Annotated in this window: 16 protein-coding genes; 11 read left to right on the top strand and 5 right to left on the bottom strand. The window is 69.6% G+C overall.

All coding sequences use genetic code 11. The features are described from left to right. Positions 1-29: 29 nt before the first annotated feature. Positions 30-2,117, bottom strand: coding sequence for a transketolase (tkt, locus tag ACIBVL_RS00895; RefSeq protein WP_399089625.1), 2,088 nt, complete (start codon positions 2,115-2,117; stop codon positions 30-32). 354 nt (positions 2,118-2,471) lie between these two features. On the opposite strand from tkt, the gene ACIBVL_RS00890 reads away from it, so the two are divergent. From ACIBVL_RS00890 to ACIBVL_RS00880, 3 genes are all read left to right on the top strand, one after another. Next, positions 2,472-3,458, top strand: coding sequence for a heme o synthase (locus ACIBVL_RS00890; RefSeq protein ID WP_399089622.1), 987 nt, complete (start codon positions 2,472-2,474; stop codon positions 3,456-3,458). Positions 3,459-3,513: 55 nt separating this feature from the next. After that, positions 3,514-3,846, top strand: coding sequence for a hypothetical protein (locus tag ACIBVL_RS00885; protein WP_399089619.1), 333 nt, complete (start codon positions 3,514-3,516; stop codon positions 3,844-3,846). 108 nt (positions 3,847-3,954) lie between these two features. Continuing rightward, on the top strand, positions 3,955-5,061 hold the full coding sequence (locus ACIBVL_RS00880; protein ID WP_399089616.1) for an amidohydrolase family protein: 1,107 nt from the start codon (positions 3,955-3,957) through the stop codon (positions 5,059-5,061). Positions 5,062-5,104: 43 nt separating this feature from the next. Here ACIBVL_RS00880 and ACIBVL_RS00875 read toward each other — a convergent pair whose 3' ends face one another. The 4 genes from ACIBVL_RS00875 to ACIBVL_RS00860 all read right to left on the bottom strand — a co-directional run bounded on the left by ACIBVL_RS00875 (position 5,105) and on the right by ACIBVL_RS00860 (position 8,715). Beyond that, positions 5,105-6,115 carry a heme A synthase gene (locus ACIBVL_RS00875; RefSeq protein ID WP_399089613.1) on the bottom strand — a complete coding sequence of 337 codons (1,011 nt, stop codon included), beginning with the start codon at positions 6,113-6,115 and terminating at the stop codon, positions 5,105-5,107. Positions 6,116-6,161: 46 nt separating this feature from the next. Further along, positions 6,162-6,878, bottom strand: coding sequence for an ABC transporter permease (locus ACIBVL_RS00870; protein WP_399091946.1), 717 nt, complete (start codon positions 6,876-6,878; stop codon positions 6,162-6,164). Between the two features lie 50 nt (positions 6,879-6,928). After that, positions 6,929-7,852: an ABC transporter ATP-binding protein gene (locus tag ACIBVL_RS00865; RefSeq protein ID WP_399089610.1), complete on the bottom strand. Its 924-nt coding sequence runs from the start codon at positions 7,850-7,852 to the stop codon at positions 6,929-6,931. Between the two features lie 71 nt (positions 7,853-7,923). Continuing rightward, positions 7,924-8,715: an aminoglycoside N(3)-acetyltransferase gene (locus ACIBVL_RS00860; protein ID WP_399089607.1), complete on the bottom strand. Its 792-nt coding sequence runs from the start codon at positions 8,713-8,715 to the stop codon at positions 7,924-7,926. Between the two features lie 172 nt (positions 8,716-8,887). Between ACIBVL_RS00860 and ACIBVL_RS00855 the strand changes: the two genes are divergently transcribed. From ACIBVL_RS00855 to ACIBVL_RS00820, 8 genes are read left to right on the top strand one after another with little or no spacing between them, the layout of a single operon-like run. Further along, complete coding sequence (locus tag ACIBVL_RS00855; RefSeq protein ID WP_399089604.1) at positions 8,888-9,658, top strand: helix-turn-helix transcriptional regulator; 771 nt, start codon at positions 8,888-8,890, stop codon at positions 9,656-9,658. After that, positions 9,655-11,076 (top strand): Fe-S cluster assembly protein SufB, encoded by a 1,422-nt coding sequence (gene sufB, locus ACIBVL_RS00850; RefSeq protein WP_399089601.1) that lies wholly within the window; start codon positions 9,655-9,657, stop codon positions 11,074-11,076. Before ACIBVL_RS00855 ends, sufB begins: the two co-directional genes overlap by 4 nt. 59 nt (positions 11,077-11,135) lie before the next feature. Further along, positions 11,136-12,317, top strand: coding sequence for a Fe-S cluster assembly protein SufD (gene sufD, locus ACIBVL_RS00845; protein WP_399089598.1), 1,182 nt, complete (start codon positions 11,136-11,138; stop codon positions 12,315-12,317). Beyond that, positions 12,314-12,646: a non-heme iron oxygenase ferredoxin subunit gene (locus tag ACIBVL_RS00840; protein ID WP_399089595.1), complete on the top strand. Its 333-nt coding sequence runs from the start codon at positions 12,314-12,316 to the stop codon at positions 12,644-12,646. The genes sufD and ACIBVL_RS00840 overlap by 4 nt, the downstream gene beginning before the upstream one ends. 7 nt (positions 12,647-12,653) lie before the next feature. After that, a complete protein-coding gene (gene sufC / locus ACIBVL_RS00835; protein ID WP_399089592.1) occupies positions 12,654-13,418 on the top strand; it encodes a Fe-S cluster assembly ATPase SufC in 765 nt (254 codons plus the stop codon). After that, a complete protein-coding gene (locus ACIBVL_RS00830) occupies positions 13,415-14,671 on the top strand; it encodes a cysteine desulfurase (protein WP_399089589.1) in 1,257 nt (418 codons plus the stop codon). Before sufC ends, ACIBVL_RS00830 begins: the two co-directional genes overlap by 4 nt. Before the next feature lie 15 nt (positions 14,672-14,686). Beyond that, the gene (gene sufU / locus ACIBVL_RS00825; protein ID WP_399089586.1) at positions 14,687-15,154 is read left to right on the top strand and encodes a Fe-S cluster assembly sulfur transfer protein SufU; all 468 of its coding nucleotides are present in this window, start codon (positions 14,687-14,689) and stop codon (positions 15,152-15,154) included. After that, positions 15,151-15,483, top strand: coding sequence for a metal-sulfur cluster assembly factor (locus ACIBVL_RS00820; protein ID WP_399089583.1), 333 nt, complete (start codon positions 15,151-15,153; stop codon positions 15,481-15,483). The genes sufU and ACIBVL_RS00820 overlap by 4 nt, the downstream gene beginning before the upstream one ends. Positions 15,484-15,518 lie beyond the last annotated feature (35 nt).

Below are 15,518 nucleotides of genomic sequence, written 5' to 3'. Positions count from 1 at the left end.
TTACATCTCCTACGTGTCGTATGTCAGCGTCAGCGTCGGGCGTCGGCGAGGGATTCCCGTGCCTTGTCGGCCACGTTCTCGGCAGTGAAGCCGTACTCCTGGAAGAGGACCTTGCCGTCGGCCGAAGCACCGAAGTGCTCCAGGGAAACGATGCGGCCGGCGTCCCCGACGTACTTGTGCCAGGTCAGACCGATACCGGCCTCGACCGCGACACGCGCCTTCACGGACGGCGGCAGGACGCTCTCCCGGTACCCCTGGTCCTGCTCCTCGAACCATTCCACGGACGGCATGGACACGACTCGCGTCGGCACCCCGTCGGCCTCGAGCCGCTCGCGCGCCCCGACCGCCACGTGCACCTCGGAACCGGTCGCGATCAGGATCACGTCCGGCGTCCCGGTGGAGGCCTCGAACAGGACGTAACCGCCCTTGGCGGCGTCCTCGTTGGGCTCGTACGTCGGCACGCCCTGGCGGGTCAGCGCCAGACCGTGCGGGGCACCCTTGCCGAAGACCTTGGTGTAGCGCTTGAGGATCTCGCGCCAGGCGATCGCGGTCTCGTTGGCGTCGGCCGGGCGGACCACGTTCAGACCCGGGATGGCGCGGAGCGAGGCGAGGTGCTCGACCGGCTGGTGGGTGGGGCCGTCCTCGCCGAGGCCGATGGAGTCGTGCGTCCACACGTACGTCACCGGCAGGTGCATCAGCGCCGAGAGCCGGACGGCGTTGCGCATGTAGTCGGAGAAGACGAGGAACGTGCCGCCGTAGATACGGGTGTTGCCGTGCAGGGCGATGCCGTTCATCTCCGCGGCCATGGAGTGCTCGCGGATGCCGAAGTGCACGGTGCGGCCGTAGGGGTTCGCCTCGGACAGCGGGTTGTCGGCGGGGAGGAACGACGAGGTCTTGTCGATCGTCGTGTTGTTGGAGCCGGCCAGGTCGGCGGAACCGCCCCACAGCTCGGGGATGATCGCGCCGAGCGCCTGCAGCACCTTGCCGGAGGCGGCGCGGGTGGCGACGCCCTTGCCGGGCTCGAAGACCGGGAGCTTCTCCTCCCAGCCGGCCGGCAGCTCGCCCGCGGCGACGCGGTCGAACTCGGCGGCGCGCTCGGCGTTGTTGTCGCGCCAGAGCTGGAAGGACTTCTCCCACTCGGCCTTGGCGTCGGCGCCCCGCTCCAGGGCCTTGCGGGTGTGGGCGATGACCTCGTCGGCGACCTCGAAGGTCTGCTCGGGGTCGAAGCCCAGGACGCGCTTGGTGGCCGCGACCTCGTCGTCGCCGAGCGCCGAGCCGTGCGCGGCCTCGGTGTTCTGGGCGTTGGGGGCGGGCCAGGCGATGATCGAGCGCATCGCGATGAAGGACGGCCTGTCGGTGACCTTCTTCGCTTCCTCGATCGCGTTGTAGAGGGCGTGCGGGTCGAGGTCGCCGTCCGGCTTCGGGGCGACGCGCTGCACATGCCAGCCGTAGGCCTCGTAGCGCTTGACGGTGTCCTCGGAGACGGCCGTCTCGGTGTCGCCCTCGATCGAGATGTGGTTGTCGTCCCACAGCAGGACCAGGTTGCCCAGCTTCTGGTGGCCGGCCAGCGAGGACGCCTCGGCGGAGATGCCCTCCTGCAGGCAGCCGTCACCGGCGATGCAGTAGACGTAGTGGTCGAAGGGCGACTCACCGGCGGGGGCGTCGGGGTCGAACAGGCCCCGCTCGTAGCGAGCGGCCATCGCCATGCCGACGGCGTTGGCGACCCCCTGGCCCAGCGGGCCGGTCGTCGTCTCCACGCCCACGGTGTGGCCGTACTCCGGGTGGCCCGGGGTCTTCGAACCCCACGTGCGGAACGACTTCAGGTCGTCCAGCTCCAGGCCGAAACCGGCCAGGTACAGCTGGGTGTAGAGGGTCAGGGACGAGTGGCCCGCGGACAGCACGAAACGGTCGCGGCCCACCCAGTCGGCGTCCGCCGGGTCGTGCCGCATCACCTTCTGGAAGAGGGTGTAGGCGGCAGGCGCCAGGCTCATCGCCGTACCGGGATGGCCGTTGCCGACCTTCTGTACGGCGTCGGCGGCCAGGACGCGGGCGGTGTCGACGGCCCGCTGATCCAACTCGGTCCACTCGAGGTCTGTGGTGGTCGGCTTGGTGCTCACCCTGAGTCAGGGCTCCTCTCCACATGTCACGCATGTCGAATGCCGGTGCACGCGGCGCCCACCGGCCGTTGTCGAGCCTACCCCCGTAAGAACGTCCATTTTTGCGAGCCGTTCCAGACTTCGGGACGGCCGGGGATCCGCCTCCCGACTGGGAAGTCTCCTGTTCGGCATGTGAATACGGAGGCGCTCGTACGAGTGCTCAACAGAGTGCCGCACGGCTCTTCCGGGGGCCCCTTCCAACACGACCCCACCCCCGCGAATGCCCGGGTCTGGGCAACGTCTACAGTGGCGTGGTACGCGCGAGCCTTTACCCCGCATTCACATGGGGAGGCTTGCTGGGAGTCTCTGTCAGGGGTGTGCGTGACGGCCGTTGAATCCCGTCCAGTAGGTGGGGGTACCGCCCACGCCTTCGGGGCAGTGGGGGAGATCGGGACGAGCCAGAGCCCGAGCCGGCGGCCGTTCGGGGCCCGGGTCAAGGCGTTCGTGGCGCTGACCAAGCCGCGGATCATCGAGCTGCTGCTCATCACCACGGTGCCGGTGATGTTCCTCGCCCAGGGGGGCGTGCCGGACCTCGGCCTGGTGCTCCTCACCTGCGTCGGCGGCTACCTCTCGGCGGGCGGCGCCAACGCGCTGAACATGTACATCGACCGCGACATCGACGCCCTGATGGACCGCACCTCGCAACGGCCGCTGGTCACCGGGATGGTCAGCCCGCGCGAGTGCCTCGTCTTCGGCATCTCCCTCGCGGTCGTCTCCACGCTGCTGTTCGGTCTCACCGTCAACTGGCTGTCCGCCTGGCTGTCGCTCGGAGCGCTCCTCTTCTACGTCGTCGTCTACACGATGCTGCTCAAGCGCCGTACCTCGCAGAACATCGTGTGGGGCGGCATCGCCGGCTGCATGCCGGTGCTGATCGGCTGGTCGGCCGTGACGAACTCGCTCTCCTGGGCACCGCTGATCCTCTTCATGGTGATCTTCTTCTGGACGCCGCCGCACTACTGGCCGCTGTCCATGAAGGTCAAGGAGGACTACGCGCGCGTGGGCGTGCCGATGCTGCCGGTCATCGCCTCCAACAAGGTGGTCGCCAGGCAGATCGTGATCTACAGCTGGGTGATGGTCGTCGTCTCGCTGCTGCTCACGCCGCTCGGTTACACCGGCTGGTTCTACACGGCCGTCGCCCTCGCGGCGGGCGGCTGGTGGCTGTGGGAGGCGCACGCCCTGCAGAACCGGGCGAAGGCGGAGGTCACGGGCGGCAAGCTGAAGGAGATGCGGCTGTTCCACTGGTCCATCACCTATGTCTCGCTGCTGTTCGTGGCGGTCGCGGTGGACCCCTTCCTGAGGTGAGCGTCACGCACCCCGGCCGTCGCCGTTCGATCTACCCGTCGGTAGCATCCTGACCATGGCAGACACGCAGCAGATGGACGCGAAGGACGGGCGCAGGGTCGCCCGGCTCGCCCAGCAGATCAGCGCATTCTCCAAGACGCACGGCGGCGCCGAGGCCCAGGTCGCGTACATCGGCGAACGTGGCGCCCGGATCGTGCTCGTCGGCGAGGACGGCGGCTGGGGCGACCTCGTCGCCCCCTCGGTGGACCTCGCCCACCAGGCCGTTCAGAAGGCCGGGGTCACGCTCCACGAGTCCTTCGACGGCGAGTTCGCGGCGAAGGTGAAGACCGGGCCCTACGAGTGGACCCGCATGGCGGGGATCCAGGTCGGCGGCCCGAAGAACGGCTGAGCCTCCGCCGCGCGGGCTTTTCTCGGGCGAACTCGTCTCACGCAACACCTGACACCGGGTTCACCCGTTAGGACCTTAGGAGTACGAGGTCCAGTCGCGGGAGTCCCGATGATCGATACGCCGTCCCTGGTGGACCAGTACTGCCACGGCGTCCTGAGAACGGAGCTGGGTCTCGGCACCTTCGAGGCCCAGCTGGCGCGTACCGAGGGCCCGCCCGCATCCGGCACCACCCTCTTCGACACCCAGACCGGGTTCGCGGTCCGCCGCTGGTGCCCCCCGCTGCTGGGCCTGGAACCGCACTGCACGCCCGCCCGCTACCTGGCCCGGCGCCGTGAACTCGGCGTCCTGGAGTCGGGCCGCCGGCTGCTGCGCGGCAGTGGCATCACGACCTACCTCGTCGACACCGGCCTGCCCGGGGACCTCACCGGCCCGGACGAACTGGCCTCCGCCGGAGCCGCCGAGGCCCGCGAGATCGTGCGCCTGGAACTCCTCGCCGAGCAGGTCGCCGACACCTCCGGCACCGTCGAGTCCTTCCTCGCCAACCTCGCCGAGGCCGTCCACTCGGCCGCCGCGAACGCCGTCGCCTTCACCTCCGTCGCCGGGGTCCGCCACGGTCTGGCCCTCGCCCCCGAGCCGCCCGGGCCGGGGGAGGTACGGGGCGCGGCGGGACGCTGGCTGGCCGCCCGCCGGGTCGGCGGCGAGCTGAGCGACCCCGTGCTGCTACGGCACCTGCTGTGGATCGCGGTCGCCTCGGGACTGCCGCTCCAGCTGCACGCCGGGCTCGGCGAGCCGGGCCTGCGCATCGACCGCACCGATCCCGTGCTGCTCACGGACTTCGTCCGCGCCACGGCCGGCCTGGGCACGGACCTGGTCCTGCTCCACGGCTACCCCTACCACCGCCACGCCGCCCACCTCGCCGGCGTCTTCCCGCACGTGTACGCCGACTCCGGCGCAGCCCTCGTGCGCACCGGCGCCCGCGCCGCGACGGTCCTCGCGGAGATCCTGGAACTGGCCCCCTTCGGCAAGATCCTTTTCTCCAGCGGGGCCCAGGCCCTGCCCGAGCTGCACGTCGTCGGCGCCCGGCTGTTCCGCGAGGCACTGGGCCGGGTGCTGGGCACCTGGGTCGCGGAGGGCGCGTGGTCGCTGGCGGACGCGCAGCGGGTGGCGGGGATGGTGGCGGCGGGGAACGCGCGGAGGGTGTACGGGCTGGGGTGACCGGCGTGGGTCACACAGGTGCGCGAGGCCGGGCGGACAGGCCCTACGCCCGGGAGCCGACCGTCGCCTCGGGCGCCGGGCCCGGGAGGCCGAGTGCCGGCTGGGGGCGCTCGCGCAGTGCCAGCAGGACCCGCAGTACCCAGATCCACACCAGCCCCGAGCCGAGCATGTGCAGCCCGACCAGGACCTCGGGAAGGTTGGTGAAGTACTGGACGTAACCGATGACGCCCTGCGCGAGCAGGACCAGGAACAGCTCCCTGGTGCGGTCCAGCGGGCCCTTCGGGGCGTCGACGGCCTTGAGGATGAACCACAGGGCGAAGGTCAGGGTCACCACGATCCAGGCGAGCACCGCGTGCAGCTTGGCGACCGTCTCCCAGTCCAGCGGCATCCGCTCGACCTCGCTGGAGTCGCCCGCGTGCGGACCCGCGCCGGTCACCACCGTGCCGACGGCGATCAGCAGCGACGAGGCGGCGACCAGGAACCACACCAGCTGCTGCACGGGCTTGCCGACCAGCGGCCGGGGCTCACCGTCGCCCTCCCGGCTGCGCTGCCACATCACCACGGCCACGGCGATGAGGGCCGAGGCGAGCAGGAAGTGCGCCGCGACCGTGTACGGGTTCAGGCCGACCAGCACGACGATCCCGCCGAGCACGGCGTTGCCCATCACCAGCCAGAACTGCGCCCAGCCCAGGCGGGTCAGCCCCCGGCGCCGCGGCTTCTCGGAGCGCGCGGCGATGATCGCCCAGCCGACTGCGGCGCACAGCACGTACGTCAGCATGCGGTTGCCGAACTCGACGGCGCCGTGGAAGCCCATCGCGCTGGTCGCGGTGAGCGAGTCGTCGGTGCACTTCGGCCAGGTCGGGCAGCCCAGACCGGAGCCGGTGAGCCGTACGGCACCGCCGGTGACCACGATGACCACCGACATCACGAGCGCGGACAGGGCCGCCCGCCGAACCGTCCGGGGGGTGGGGGTCCAGCGTGCGGCGATGAAGGCGAGCGGGTTGCGGACGGCCGCTACGGCGTCGGCGCGGGTCACGTTTGGCACGTGCACCATCGTAGGCCGCCGCTTGTGCACGCTTTCACGAGGGTCGCCGATGCCGTCACTCCCAGCGGAAGAACCGGCCCGCCGCGGCGAGCCCCACGACCGCCCACACCGCCAGAATCCCCAGGTCGCCCCACGGCATGCCGGCCCCGTGCCGGAGCACGTCCCGCAGTCCGTCGGAGAGCGCCGAGATGGGCAGCAGCCCGAGGACGTCCTGGGCGGCGGGCGGGAACTTGTCCAGCGGGACGATGACCCCGCCGCCCACGAGCAGCAGCAGGAAGACCAGGTTGGCGGCGGCCAGAGTCGCCTCCGCCTTCAGGGTGCCCGCCATCAGCAGACCGAGCCCGGAGAAGGCCGCCGTGCCGAGGATCAGCAGGAGCAGGACGGCGAGCGGGTTTCCGCGCGGGTCCCAGCCCAGGGCGAAGGCGATCACCGTCAGCAGGATCACCTGGAGGACCTCCGTGACCAGCACCGACGCCGTCTTCGCCGTCATCAGTCCCCAGCGGGGGAGCGGGGAGGCGGCGAGCCGTTTCAGGACGCCGTACCGCCGCTCGAAGCCCGTGGCGATGGCCTGGCCGGTGAAGGCCGTGGACATGACCGCGAGCGCGAGGATGCCGGGGGTGAGGAAGTCCACAGCCTCGCCGGCACCGGTGTCCACGATGTCCACACTGCTGAACAGGACCAGCAGCAGCGTCGGGATGACGACGGTGAGCAGCAGCTGCTCACCGTTGCGCAGGAGCATCTTCGTCTCCAGCGCCGCCTGGACCGCGATCATGCGGGGGAGGGGCGCCGCGCCCGGCCGGGGGGTGTGGGTGCCTGTGGCGGTCACGAGCGCAGCTCCTTGCCGGTCAGTTCGAGAAAGACGTCCTCCAGGGTGTGCCGTTCGACCGAGATCCGGTCCGGCATCACCCCGTGCTGCGCGCACCACGAGGTGACCGTCGCCAGCAGCTGCGGGTCGACCTTGCCCATCACCCGGTACGAGCCCGGCGTCAGCTCGGCGGCGGAGGAGTCGGCGGGCAGGGCCTTGAGCAGGGAGCCGACGTCGAGGCCGGGACGGCCGGTGAAGCGCAGGGTGTTCTCGGCGCCGCCGCGGCACAGTTCCTCCGGGGAGCCCTGGGCGATGACCCGGCCCGCGTCGATGATCGCCACGTCGTCGGCGAGCTGCTCGGCCTCGTCCATGTAGTGGGTGGTCAGGATGACCGAGACGCCGTCCGCGCGCAGGTCCCGGACCAGGTCCCAGGTGGCGCGGCGGGCCTGCGGGTCGAGTCCGGCGGTGGGCTCGTCGAGGAACACCAGTTCCGGGCGGCCCACGACCGCCATCGCCAGCGCGAGCCGCTGCTGCTGGCCGCCGGACAGGCGCCGGTACGTCGTCCGGCCGCAGGAACCGAGCCCGAGCCGCTCGATCAGCGGGTCCACGTCCAGCGGATGCGCGTGCAGCCTGGCGACATGCCGCAGCATCTCGTCGGCCCGCGCACCCGAGTACACGCCTCCGGACTGCAGCATCACACCGATCCGGGGGCGCAGCTCGGAGGCCTGTCCCACCGGGTCGAGGCCGAGGACGCGCACGGTGCCGGAGTCCGGTTTGCGGTACCCCTCGCAGGTCTCGATCGTGGTGGTCTTGCCGGCGCCGTTGGGACCGAGGACGGCGGTGACGCCCGGCCGGGCCGTCAGGTCCAGGCCCTCCACCGCGGTCTTCGTCCCGTACCGCTTCACCAGGGCCTGGACCCGGACGACAGGCTCAGTTCGCATGGGTCCAGAGTCTAGGTTCGCCGGTGGGGGCTCAGACCGGCGGGTACGCGAACCGGCCACACCGGTGGGTCCTACTCCTCACCGGGCCGGTGCAGGGCCAGCCACCGCTCGGCGTAGGCCACGGCGTCCGCGACCGGAAACAGCCGGGCCTCGGCGGCGCCCACCTTCCCCCGTACGACGGAACGGTCCCGCTCGAAATCATGGCCCAGCTCGTCGAAGCGGTCCGAGGTGATCGACACCTCGGTCACCACCTCCCAGCCGCCCGGCCCCGGCCTGGCCACCTCGACCAGCGCGCCGGGGATCCGGTATTCGGCCAGGTGAAAGCTGGTGCAGGTGTCGTATCCCGCGCCGAGGAGCAGCACCCGCGCACCCAGCTTCTCCAGCCGGGCCAGCGGGCTGCGCTCGCCCAGCCTGCAGTCCGGGGCGTGCCCGTCCACGACCTCCGCCGCCCGCGCTCCGAGCGCCGCGAAGGAGGTCTGGGGGTGCGCGCTGCGCAAGGCGCCGGGCCAGGTGCGCACGGTCTCCGGGATCACGCCGACCCCTCGGGAGGGGGTGACGAGGGGGTCGTAGGCGGGCATGGTGGCCCGGATCGTCCCCCACCACTCCTCGGGCACCGGGGGATTGCTCCACACCCCCGGATCGGACAGGTCGCCGGACTGGGTCGGCACCACGAGCGTGCCGTCGGGGCCGAGAACGTCCATGAGTCCCTGGACGACCGCGACGGCGCCTCCGCAGACCCAGCCGAGTGAGCTGAGGGAGGAGTGGACGAGGAGGATTTCTCCCGGTTCGACACCCAGGGTCCGCAGCTGTGCGGCGAGGCTGTCGCGGGTGACAAGTGGGCCGGTCGGAGGGGGTGTGGGCATGGTTGGGCAGTATCCCGCGACAGGGGCGGGGAGGCGAGTGTCCTGTCGCAGTCGTGATCGAGCGAAGATCCTTTCCGCAGGTCAGCTTAGGTATGCCTAAGTGACGCAGGGCACCGTCGGGTCGCCGGGGCGCGGCTTGCCTGCCTCCGAGGAATTACGCAACAATGGCGTTGTGAAAAACGTCGGCGCGGCTCGGGAGACCCTCGGTGGGACCCCGCAGGAGGAGTTCGCGGCCGGGTTGCGTTCGGACCGCTCGACGCGCAACCGGGTCGCGCGGTCCATCCTGGACCACGGGCCGTCGACCGTGACCGAACTGGCCGGACGGCTCGGCCTCACCCCCGCCGCCGTACGCCGCCACCTGGACGCACTGGTCGCCGACGACGTCGTGCAGGCCCGCGAGCAGCGGGTGTACGGAGCGCGGACCCGCGGGCGCCCCGCGAAGGTCTTCGCCCTCACCGACTGCGGCCGGGACGCCTTCGACCAGTCCTACGACAAGCTCGCCGCGGACGCCCTGCGCTGGATCCAGGAGCGCTTCGGCGGGGACGAGGCGGTTGTCGCCTTCGCCCGTGCCAGGATCGCCGAACAGGCCGCCGCGTACCGTGCGGCCGTCGAGGCCGCCGCCCCCGAGGAGCGGACCGAAGCCCTGGCCAAGGCCCTGAGCGCCGACGGGTACGCTGCAACGGCGCGCAGCGCGCCCCTCCCCCAGAAGGGCGAGCAGCTCTGCCAGCACCACTGCCCCGTCGCCCATGTCGCGGAGAAGTTCCCGCAGCTCTGCGAGGCGGAGACCGAGATCTTCTCCCAGCTGCTCGGCACGCACGTCCAGCGACTGGCGACCATCGCGCACGGCGACGGCGTCTGCACGACGTTCATCCCCAAGATTTCCCAGACCCATCATCAGAGCCACACCGCATCTGCTAGCACGGCCGGGAGGAACCCCGCATGACTCTCCCCACGGAGACTGCCCACCCCGAACTCGAGGGTCTGGGCAAGTACGAATACGGCTGGGCCGACTCCGACGTGGCCGGCGCGGCGGCGAAGCGCGGCCTGAACGAGGACGTCGTCAAGGACATCTCCGGGAAGAAGTCCGAGCCGGAGTGGATGACCAAGCTCCGTCTCAAGGGCCTGAAGCTCTTCGAGAAGAAGCCCATGCCCAACTGGGGCTCGGACCTCTCGGGCATCGACTTCGACAACATCAAGTACTTCGTGCGCTCCACGGAGAAGCAGGCGGAGTCCTGGGAGGACCTGCCCGAGGACATCAAGAACACCTACGACAAGCTGGGCATCCCGGAGGCGGAGAAGCAGCGCCTCGTCGCCGGTGTCGCGGCCCAGTACGAGTCGGAGGTCGTCTACCACCAGATCCGCGAGGACCTGGAGGAGCAGGGCGTCATCTTCCTCGACACCGACACCGCGCTGAAGGAGCACCCGGAGCTCTTCAAGGAGTACTTCGGGACCGTCATCCCCGCCGGTGACAACAAGTTCGCGGCCCTGAACACCGCCGTGTGGTCGGGCGGCTCCTTCATCTACGTGCCGAAGGGCGTGCACGTCGAGATCCCGCTCCAGGCCTACTTCCGCATCAACACGGAGAACATGGGCCAGTTCGAGCGGACCCTGATCATCGTCGACGAGGGCGCCTACGTGCACTACGTCGAGGGTTGTACGGCCCCGATCTACAAGTCGGACTCGCTGCACAGCGCCGTGGTCGAGATCATCGTCAAGAAGAACGCCCGCTGCCGCTACACGACCATCCAGAACTGGTCGAACAACGTCTACAACCTGGTCACCAAGCGCGCCGTCGCCTACGAGGGCGCGACCATGGAGTGGATCGACGGCAACATCGGCTCCAAGGTGACGATGAAGTACCCGGCCGTCTACCTCATGGGCGAGCACGCCAAGGGCGAGACCCTCTCCATCGCCTTCGCCGGCGAGGGGCAGCACCAGGACGCCGGCTCCAAGATGGTCCACATGGCGCCGAACACCTCCTCCAACATCGTGTCGAAGTCCGTGGCGCGCGGCGGCGGCCGCACTTCCTACCGCGGTCTCGTCGAGATCGGCGAGGGCGCCCACGGCTCGAAGTCCAACGTGCTGTGCGACGCGCTGCTCGTCGACACCATCTCCCGCTCCGACACGTACCCCTACGTGGACGTCCGCGAGGACGACGTGTCCATGGGCCACGAGGCGACCGTCTCCAAGGTCTCCGAGGACCAGCTCTTCTACCTGATGAGCCGGGGTCTGAGCGAGTTCGAGGCGATGGCGATGATCGTGCGCGGCTTCGTCGAGCCCATCGCGAAGGAACTTCCGATGGAGTACGCGCTGGAGCTCAACCGGCTGATCGAGCTGCAGATGGAAGGCGCGGTCGGCTGACGCCCGCCCCCTGGCAGCACGCAGAATTTCTGACGTAGGAAGAGAGCAAACCGACAGCCATGGCTGAGGCTCAGAACATCCCGGTGGGCAGCACCACCGCCGGCGCGATCGCGGTCGCCGCCGAGTCGACCGTCGCCACCCGCATGAGCGCGCCCCCGTCCTTCGACGTGGCGGACTTCCCGGTCCCGCACGGCCGCGAGGAGGAGTGGCGGTTCACCCCGCTGGAGCGCCTGCGCGGTCTGCACGACGGCACCGCCGTCGCGACCGGCGAGGGCGTCAGGGTCGCGGTCGAGGCCCCCGAGGGCGTCACCGTCGAGATCGTCGACCGCGGCGACGCGCGCCTCGGCAGGGCCGGCACCCCCGTGGACCGGATCGCCGCCCAGGCCTACTCGGCGTTCGAGAAGGCCGGCGTGATCACCGTCCCCAAGGAGACGGTTCTCACCGAGCCCATCCGGATCGCGGTGCACGGCGACGGCGGCACGTCCTTCGGCCACCAGGTGATCGAGCTGGGAGCCTTCGCCGAGGCCGTCGTCGTCATCGACCACACCGGTGACGCCGTTGTCGCGGCCAACGTCGACTACGTCCTCGGGGACGGCGCCAAGCTGACCGTCGTCTCCGTCCAGGACTGGGACGACAAGGCCGTCCACGTGGCCCAGCACAACGCGCTCGTCGGCCGGGACGCCTCCTTCAAGTCGGTCGTCGTGACCTTCGGCGGTGACGTCGTACGGCTTCATCCGCGCGTCCAGTACGCCGGCACCGGCGGCGAGGCCGAACTGTTCGGCCTGTACTTCACCGACGCCGGCCAGCACCAGGAGCACCGTCTGCTGGTCGACCACAACGTCCCGCACTGCAAGTCCAACGTCGTCTACAAGGGCGCCCTGCAGGGCGACGACGCGCACGCCGTGTGGATCGGTGACGTGCTGATCGAGGCCAAGGCCGAGGGCACCGACACCTACGAGATGAACCGCAACCTGGTCCTCACGGACGGCGCGCGCGTCGACTCGGTGCCGAACCTGGAGATCGAGACCGGCGAGATCGTCGGCGCCGGCCACGCCTCCGCCACCGGCCGCTTCGACGACGAGCAGCTCTTCTACCTGATGGCCCGCGGCATCCCGGCCGACGAGGCCCGCCGCCTGGTGGTCCGCGGGTTCTTCGCCGAGCTGGTCCAGCAGATCGGCGTCCCGGACATCCAGGAGCGCCTGCTCGCCAAGATCGAGACCGAGCTGGAGATCGTGTCATGAGCGGGCCGACGGCCCCCTTCGTACGCGCCTGCGGACTGAGCGAGCTGGAGGAGGACACCCCGAAGCGGGTGGAACTCGATGGCACGCCGGTCTCGGTCGTGAGGACCGAGGGGGAGGTGTTCGCGATCCACGACATCTGCTCCCACGCGAACGTCTCGCTCTCCGAGGGCGAGGTGGAGGACTGCCAGATCGAGTGCTGGCTGCACGGCTCCTCGTTCGACCTCCGCACCGGCAAGCCGTCCGGCCTTCCCGCCACGCGCCCCGTCCCCGTATACCCCGTAAAGATCGAAGGGGACGACGTACTCGTCTCCCTCACCCAGGAGTCCTGAGGCCACCATGGCAACGCTTGAAATCCGAGACCTGCACGTCACCGTCGAGGCCGACAACGCCACGAAGGAGATCCTCAAGGGCGTCGACCTCACCGTGAAGCAGGGCGAGACGCACGCCATCATGGGCCCCAACGGCTCCGGCAAGTCGACCCTCGCCTACTCGCTCGCGGGTCACCCGAAGTACACGATCACCAGCGGCACCGTGCTGCTCGACGGCGAGGACGTCCTGGAGATGTCCGTCGACGAGCGTGCCCGCGCGGGCCTGTTCCTGGCGATGCAGTACCCGGTCGAGGTCCCCGGCGTCTCGGTCTCCAACTTCCTGCGTACCTCCGCCACCGCCATCCGCGGTGAGGCCCCCAAGCTGCGCACCTGGGTGAAGGAGGTCAAGGAGACCATGGAGCGCCTCAACATGGATCCCTCCTTCGCCGAGCGCAACGTCAACGAGGGCTTCTCCGGCGGTGAGAAGAAGCGCCACGAGATCCTCCAGCTCGAACTGCTCAAGCCGAAGGTCGCGATCCTCGACGAGACGGACTCCGGTCTGGACGTCGACGCCCTTCGTATCGTCTCCGAGGGTGTCAACCGCGTCCGAGAGACCGGCGAGGTCGGCACGCTGCTGATCACGCACTACACGCGCATCCTGCGCTACATCAAGCCCGACCACGTCCACGTGTTCGCCGCCGGCAAGATCGTCGAGTCCGGCGGTCCCGAGCTCGCGGACAAGCTGGAGAACGAGGGCTACGAGGCTTACACGAAGGGTGGCGCATCCGAGTGACACAGCTGCCGGGCCTCCTCGACACCGAGGCGATCCGTAAGGACTTCCCCGTCCTGGACCGGCTGGTCCACGACGACAAGAAGCTCGTGTACCTGGACAACGCGGCGACCTCGCAGAAGCCGCGCCAGGTGCTGGACGCCCTGAGCGAGTACTACGAGCGCTACAACGCCAACGTCCACCGCGGTGTGCATGTGCTCGCCGAGGAGGCCACGGCGCTGTACGAGGGCGCGCGCGACAAGGTCGCCACGTTCATCAACGCGCCCAGCCGCGACGAGGTGATCTTCACCAAGAACGCCTCCGAGTCGCTGAACCTCGTGGCGAACATGCTCGGCTGGGCCGACGAGCCCTACCGGGTGGACCGCGAGACCGAGATCGTCATCACGGAGATGGAGCACCACTCCAACATCGTGCCGTGGCAGCTGCTGTCGCAGCGCACGGGCGCGAAGCTGAAGTGGTTCGGTCTGACGGACGACGGCCGCCTCGACCTCTCGAACATCGAAGAGATCATCACCGAGAAGACGAAGATCGTCTCCTTCGTCCTGGTCTCCAACATCCTGGGCACCGTGAACCCGGTCGAGGCGATAGTCCGCCGCGCCCAGGAGGTCGGCGCCCTGGTCCTGATCGACGCCTCTCAGGCCGCGCCGCACATGCCGCTGGACGTGCAGGCGCTCCAGGCCGACTTCGTGGCCTTCACCGGCCACAAGATGTGCGGTCCGACGGGCATCGGCGTCCTCTGGGGACGCCAGGAGCTCCTGGAGGACCTGCCCCCGTTCCTGGGCGGCGGCGAGATGATCGAGACGGTGTCGATGCACTCCTCGACCTACGCGCCCGCTCCCCACAAGTTCGAGGCGGGTACGCCCCCGATCGCCCAGGCGGTCGGTCTCGGCGCCGCGATCGACTACCTCCAGTCGATCGGCATGGACAAGATCCTCGCCCATGAGCACGCGCTCACCGAGTACGCGGTGCAGAGGCTGAGCGAGGTCCCGGATCTCAGGATCATCGGCCCGACCACGGCCGAGGACCGGGGAGCGGCGATCTCCTTCACGCTCGGCGACATCCACCCGCACGACGTGGGCCAGGTACTGGACGAGCAGGGCATCGCGGTCCGCGTGGGCCACCACTGCGCCCGCCCGGTCTGCCTCCGGTACGGAATTCCCGCGACCACGCGAGCGTCGTTCTATCTGTACTCCACGCCGGCCGAGATCGACGCACTGGTCGACGGCCTGGAGCACGTACGGAACTTCTTCGGCTGAAGGGCGTGCTGAAAGGTGAAGCTGGACTCCATGTACCAGGAAGTCATCCTGGACCACTACAAGAACCCGCACGGGCGTGGTCTCAGGGATGGCGACGCCGAGGTGCACCACGTGAACCCGACGTGCGGTGACGAGATCACCCTTCGCGTGAGGTACGACGGCACGAAGATCGAGGACGTCTCCTACGAGGGCCAGGGCTGCTCCATCAGCCAGGCCAGCGCCTCCGTCCTCAACGAGCTGCTGGTCGGCAAGGAACTGTCCGAGGCGCAGAAGATCCAGGAGACGTTCCTGGAGCTGATGCAGTCCAAGGGCCGGATCGAGCCCGACGACGCGATGGAGGAGGTGCTGGAGGACGCGGTCGCGTTCGCCGGTGTCTCCAAGTACCCCGCCCGGGTGAAGTGCGCCCTCCTCAGCTGGATGGCGTGGAAGGACGCGACGGCCCAGGCCCTGGGCGGAGCCGACGCCGAAAGGAAGACGGCATGAGCGAGACCCTCGAAATGAAGCCGGCCTCGGAGGAGGAGCTCCGCGAGGCCCTGATGGACGTCGTCGACCCCGAACTGGGCATCGATGTCGTGAACCTGGGCCTGATCTACGGCATTCACATCGACGACGCGAACATCGCCACCGTCGACATGACCCTGACCTCGGCGGCCTGCCCGCTGACCGACGTCATCGAGGACCAGGCCAAGTCCGCCACGGACGGCCTCGTCAACGAGCTGCGCATCAACTGGGTCTGGATGCCCCCGTGGGGCCCGGACAAGATCACCGACGACGGCCGCGAGCAGCTGCGCGCGCTCGGCTTCAACGTCTGAGATCCCCGCACACGAAAGCGGCGGCACCCTTGACG

The organism is Streptomyces sp. NPDC049687 (assembly GCF_044465285.1).
Classification (GTDB): Bacteria; Actinomycetota; Actinomycetes; order Streptomycetales; family Streptomycetaceae; genus Streptomyces.
Note: the sequence above shows the minus strand (reverse complement) of the source record. Positions and strands in the feature narration are given on the sequence as shown.

Bases quoted from the DNA above. Each gene is read 5' to 3' on its own strand.
- ACIBVL_RS00885 (WP_399089619.1), top strand. From the start codon at position 3,514: ATGGCAGACACGCAGCAGATGGACGCGAAGGACGGGCGCAGGGTCGCC.
- ACIBVL_RS00880 (WP_399089616.1), top strand. From the start codon at position 3,955: ATGATCGATACGCCGTCCCTGGTGGACCAGTACTGCCACGGCGTCCTG.
- ACIBVL_RS00875 (WP_399089613.1), bottom strand. From the start codon at position 6,115: ATGGTGCACGTGCCAAACGTGACCCGCGCCGACGCCGTAGCGGCCGTC.
- ACIBVL_RS00870 (WP_399091946.1), bottom strand. From the start codon at position 6,878: ATGATCGCGGTCCAGGCGGCGCTGGAGACGAAGATGCTCCTGCGCAAC.
- ACIBVL_RS00865 (WP_399089610.1), bottom strand. From the start codon at position 7,852: ATGCGAACTGAGCCTGTCGTCCGGGTCCAGGCCCTGGTGAAGCGGTAC.
- ACIBVL_RS00860 (WP_399089607.1), bottom strand. From the start codon at position 8,715: ATGCCCACACCCCCTCCGACCGGCCCACTTGTCACCCGCGACAGCCTC.
- sufB (WP_399089601.1), top strand. From the start codon at position 9,655: ATGACTCTCCCCACGGAGACTGCCCACCCCGAACTCGAGGGTCTGGGC.
- sufD (WP_399089598.1), top strand. From the start codon at position 11,136: ATGGCTGAGGCTCAGAACATCCCGGTGGGCAGCACCACCGCCGGCGCG.
- ACIBVL_RS00840 (WP_399089595.1), top strand. From the start codon at position 12,314: ATGAGCGGGCCGACGGCCCCCTTCGTACGCGCCTGCGGACTGAGCGAG.
- sufC (WP_399089592.1), top strand. From the start codon at position 12,654: ATGGCAACGCTTGAAATCCGAGACCTGCACGTCACCGTCGAGGCCGAC.
- ACIBVL_RS00820 (WP_399089583.1), top strand. From the start codon at position 15,151: ATGAGCGAGACCCTCGAAATGAAGCCGGCCTCGGAGGAGGAGCTCCGC.